This is a genomic window from Streptomyces sp. UH6 (genome assembly GCF_013421635.1).
Classification (GTDB): Bacteria; Actinomycetota; Actinomycetes; order Streptomycetales; family Streptomycetaceae; genus Streptomyces; species Streptomyces abyssomicinicus.
On sequence record NZ_JACADT010000478.1, the window covers coordinates 1 to 4,272 of the forward strand.

Annotated in this window: 3 protein-coding genes; all 3 read left to right on the plus strand. The window is 69.1% G+C overall.

The genetic code is table 11. From position 1 onward, the window contains the following. On the plus strand, nt 1–3,414 hold a 3,414-nt coding region (locus HW445_RS20315), incomplete at its 5' end, for a multifunctional oxoglutarate decarboxylase/oxoglutarate dehydrogenase thiamine pyrophosphate-binding subunit/dihydrolipoyllysine-residue succinyltransferase subunit (RefSeq protein ID WP_180222413.1). Nucleotides 3,415–3,654: 240 nt separating this feature from the next. After that, nucleotides 3,655–3,834 carry a DUF6104 family protein gene (locus HW445_RS20320; RefSeq protein WP_003992906.1) on the plus strand — a complete coding sequence of 60 codons (180 nt, stop codon included), beginning with the start codon at nt 3,655–3,657 and terminating at the stop codon, nt 3,832–3,834. Between the two features lie 97 nt (nt 3,835–3,931). Continuing rightward, the coding region (locus HW445_RS20325) for a TSUP family transporter (RefSeq protein ID WP_180222414.1) at nt 3,932–4,272 on the plus strand (341 nt) is incomplete at its 3' end.

Sequence of the window (4,272 nt, forward strand, 5' to 3'; positions counted from 1 at the left end):
AAGGCTCCCGCCAAGGCGAAGGCCGAGCCGCAGGCCGAGGCCACGTCGGGCCCCGAGTACGTCACGCTCCGTGGCCCCGGCGCCGCCGTCGCGAAGAACATGAACGCCTCCCTGGAGCTGCCGACCGCCACGTCGGTCCGCGCGGTCCCGGTGAAGCTGCTGTTCGACAACCGCATCGTCATCAACAACCACCTCAAGCGCGCCCGTGGCGGGAAGATCTCCTTCACGCACCTCATCGGGTACGCGATGGTGCAGGCCGTCAAGGCCATGCCGTCGATGAACTGGTCCTTCGCGCAGAAGGACGGCAAGCCGACGCTGGTCAAGCCCGAGCACGTCAACCTCGGTCTGGCCATCGACCTGGTCAAGCCCAACGGTGACCGCCAGCTCGTCGTCGCGGCCATCAAGAAGGCCGAGACCCTGAACTTCTTCGAGTTCTGGCAGGCCTACGAGGACATCGTCCGTCGCGCCCGCGACAACAAGCTGACGATGGACGACTTCACCGGCGTGACGGTCTCCCTCACCAACCCCGGCGGCATCGGCACCGTGCACTCCGTGCCGCGCCTGATGCCCGGCCAGTCGGTGATCATGGGCGTCGGCGCCATGGAGTACCCGGCCGAGTTCCAGGGCACCTCGCAGGACACCCTGAACAAGCTGGGCATCTCCAAGGTGATGACCCTCACCTCGACGTACGACCACCGCACCATCCAGGGCGCCGCCTCGGGTGAGTTCCTGCGGATCGTGTCGAACCTGCTGCTCGGCGAGAACGGCTTCTACGACGAGATCTTCGAGGCGCTGCGGATCCCCTACGAGCCGGTCCGCTGGCTCAAGGACATCGACGCCTCGCACGACGACGACGTCACCAAGGCCGCCCGCGTCTTCGAGCTGATCCACTCCTACCGGGTCCGCGGCCACGTCATGGCCGACACCGACCCGCTGGAGTACCAGCAGCGCAAGCACCCCGACCTGGACATCACCGAGCACGGTCTCACCCTGTGGGACCTGGAGCGCGAGTTCGCCGTCGGCGGCTTCGCCGGCAAGTCGATGATGAAGCTGCGCGACATCCTCGGCGTGCTCCGCGACTCGTACTGCCGCACCACCGGCATCGAGTACATGCACATCCAGGACCCGAAGCAGCGCAAGTGGCTCCAGGACCGCATCGAGCGCCCGCACTCCAAGCCGGAGCGCGAGGAGCAGCTGCGGATCCTGCGCCGTCTGAACGCCGCCGAGGCCTTCGAGACGTTCCTGCAGACCAAGTACGTCGGCCAGAAGCGCTTCTCGCTGGAGGGCGGCGAGTCCGTCATCCCGCTGCTCGACGCGGTGATCGACTCGGCCGCCGAGTCCCGCCTGGACGAGGTCGTCATCGGCATGGCCCACCGCGGCCGTCTGAACGTCCTCGCCAACATCGTCGGCAAGTCCTACGCGCAGATCTTCCGCGAGTTCGAGGGCAACCTCGACCCGAAGTCGATGCACGGCTCCGGCGACGTGAAGTACCACCTGGGCGCCGAGGGCACCTTCACCGGCCTGGACGGCGAGCAGATCGCCGTCTCGCTGGTCGCCAACCCCTCGCACCTGGAGGCGGTGGACCCGGTCCTGGAGGGCGTCGCCCGCGCCAAGCAGGACATCATCAACAAGGGCGGCACGGACTTCACCGTCCTGCCGATCGCCATACACGGTGACGCGGCCTTCGCGGGCCAGGGCGTGGTGGCCGAGACCCTGAACATGTCGCAGCTGCGCGGCTACCGCACCGGCGGCACGGTCCACATCGTCATCAACAACCAGGTCGGCTTCACCGCGGCCCCCGAGTCCTCGCGTTCCTCCATGTACGCGACGGACGTGGCCCGGATGATCGAGGCCCCGATCTTCCACGTCAACGGCGACGACCCCGAGGCCGTCGTCCGTGTCGCCCGGCTCGCCTTCGAGTTCCGCCAGGCGTTCAACAAGGACGTGGTCATCGACCTCATCTGCTACCGCCGCCGCGGTCACAACGAGTCGGACAACCCGGCGTTCACCCAGCCGCTGATGTACGACCTGATCGACAAGAAGCGCTCGGTGCGCAAGCTGTACACCGAGTCCCTCATCGGTCGCGGCGACATCACCCTGGAAGAGGCCGAGCAGGCGCTTCAGGACTACCAGGGCCAGCTGGAGAAGGTCTTCACGGAGGTCCGCGAGGCCACCGCGCAGCCCGTCCCCACCGAGGCCGTGGACCCGCAGGCCGGCTTCCCGGTCCCGGTGACCACCGCGATCTCCAGCGAGGTCGTCAAGCGGATCGCCGAGTCCCAGGTCAACATCCCCGACCACATCACCGCGCACCCGCGTCTGCTGCCGCAGTTGCAGCGCCGTGCGGCCATGGTCGAGGACGGCACCATCGACTGGGGCATGGGCGAGACCCTCGCCGTCGGCTCACTCCTCCTCGAGGGCGTCCCGGTCCGCCTGGCCGGCCAGGACTCACAGCGCGGCACCTTCGGCCAGCGTCACGCGGTCATCATCGACCGTGAGACCGGCGAGGAGTTCACGCCGCTGCTGTACCTGTCGGACGAGCAGGCCCGCCTGAACGTCTACAACTCCCTCCTCTCCGAGTACGCGGCGATGGGCTTCGAGTACGGCTACTCGCTGGCCCGCCCCGAGGCCCTGGTCATGTGGGAGGCGCAGTTCGGCGACTTCGTCAACGGCGCGCAGACGGTCGTGGACGAGTTCATCTCCTCCGCCGAGCAGAAGTGGGGCCAGACCTCCGGCGTCACCCTGCTCCTGCCGCACGGCTACGAGGGCCAGGGCCCGGACCACTCGTCCGCCCGCCCGGAGCGCTTCCTCCAGATGTGCGCGCAGAACAACATGACGGTCGCCATGCCGACGCTCCCGTCGAACTACTTCCACCTCCTGCGGTGGCAGGTGCACAACCCGCACCACAAGCCGCTGGTGGTCTTCACCCCGAAGTCGATGCTGCGTCTCAAGGCCGCCGCGTCGAAGGCGGAGGAGTTCACGACGGGCAGCTTCCGTCCGGTCATCGGCGACGAGTCGGTGAACCCGGCCTCGGTCCGCAAGGTCGTCTTCTGCGCCGGCAAGGTCTACTACGACCTCGACGCCGAGCGGAAGAAGCGCGGCGACACCGAGACGGCGATCATCCGCCTGGAGCGGCTGTACCCGCTGCCGGGTGAGGAGATCGCGGCCGAGCTGGCCAAGTTCCCGAACGCCGAGAAGTTCCTCTGGGTGCAGGAGGAGCCGGCGAACCAGGGCTTCTGGCCGTTCATCGCGCTGAACCTGATCGACCACCTCGACCTGAAGGTCGGCGCGGACGTCCCCGCCGCCGAGCGCCTGCGCCGCATCTCGCGTCCGCACGGCTCGTCGCCGGCCGTCGGCTCCGCCAAGCGTCACCAGGCCGAGCAGGAGCAGCTGGTCCGTGAGGTCTTCGAGGCGTAAGGCCCCGCAGTCCTCGAGGTGAGGGCCCGGTCCGGATCCCCGGGCCGGGCCCTTACCCTTTGTGCGTACGGTCGTGTCCCACCGGTCCCGCCGGTCCTGTCCCACCGTGGCGTCCCACCGTTCGCCGCACCCGACCGTTCGTCCCACCGTTGCCACATCCGACCGTTCGCCACACCCGACCGTCGTCCCACCGTCTTCGGTCCCACCGCCTTTTTCCGTACCGCAGGAGACACCGCCCCCATGTACTTCACCGACCGCGGCATCGAGGAGCTGGAAAAGCGACGCGGCGAGGAGGAGGTCACCTTCGAGTGGCTCGCCGAGCAGCTCCGCACCTTCGTCGACCTCAACCCCGACTTCGAGGTTCCGGTCGAGCGCCTCGCCACCTGGCTCGCCCGCCTCGACGACGAGGACGACGAGTAGCACCGGCGCCCGCGTCCGGCCCTCCGGGGCCCCGCCCCGGCCCTCCGGATCCCCGTAGCGGGCCCGGGCGGCCCTCTCCCTGGCCGAGGAGGCCGTGGTGACCTGGTCGACGGGTGTGCTCGGGTTCGTCGCCGGGCTCCTGATATCGGTGGCCGCCACCCCCGTGGGCGTCTCCGGGGCGGTCTTCCTGCTGCCCGTGCAGATGAGCGTCCTGGGCGTGCCGAGCCCCGCGGTGACACCGACGAACCTGCTGTACAACGTGGTGGCCGGCCCCGGCGCCCTCCTGCGCCACTGGCGCGCCGGGCGTCTGACGGGCCCCCTGGCCCGCCGGCTCGTCACCGGTACCGTGCCCGGGGTCGTCGTCGGCGCGGTGGTCCGGGTGTTCGCCGTCCCCGGACCGAGGGTCTTCCGTCTGCTGATCGCCGTGCTGCTGCTGCC

What these genes read in the sequence shown, in the direction of transcription:
- HW445_RS20320 (WP_003992906.1), top strand. Translation starts at nt 3,655, where the DNA reads ATGTACTTCACCGACCGCGGCATCGAGGAGCTGGAAAAGCGACGCGGC.